This window comes from Hahella sp. CCB-MM4, from assembly GCF_002260525.1.
Classification (GTDB): domain Bacteria; phylum Pseudomonadota; class Gammaproteobacteria; order Pseudomonadales; family Oleiphilaceae; genus Hahella.
This window is the reverse complement of sequence record NZ_MRYI01000111.1, coordinates 1-387: the sequence shown is the minus strand read 5'-3', so window position 1 is coordinate 387 and position 387 is coordinate 1. Positions and strand designations below refer to the sequence as shown.

At 64.6% G+C, this 387-nt stretch carries 1 pseudogene; it reads left to right on the top strand.

The features are described 5' to 3' along the window. A pseudogene (locus tag BTA51_RS29145) lies at positions 1–387 on the top strand (nitrate ABC transporter substrate-binding protein); the annotation flags it as partial.

Sequence of the window (387 nt, the reverse complement as noted above, 5' to 3'; positions counted from 1 at the left end):
CCCGAACTATGTCGGCGCCGATGCCGCGACGATCTCGGCCTCGATGACCGGCACGTTTGAATACGAGCCCGGCGACGTGCGCGAAGTCCCCGACTTCAACGTCTTCTTCCGCCACAACGCGACCTACCCCTACTACTCGGACGCCATCTGGTACCTGACCCAGATGCGCCGCTGGGGCCAGATCGCCGAAGCCCATGACGACCAGTGGTACCATGACGTTGCCGCCTCGGTGTATCGCCCGGACCTCTACATGGAAGCCGCGCAAAGCCTGATCGACGAGGGTCTCGCCTCGGCCGAGGACTTCCCGATGGGCTCGGACGGCTACCGCGCGCCGGCCACGCTGATGGATGGCATCGCCTATGACGGCCATACGCCCAACGCCTATAT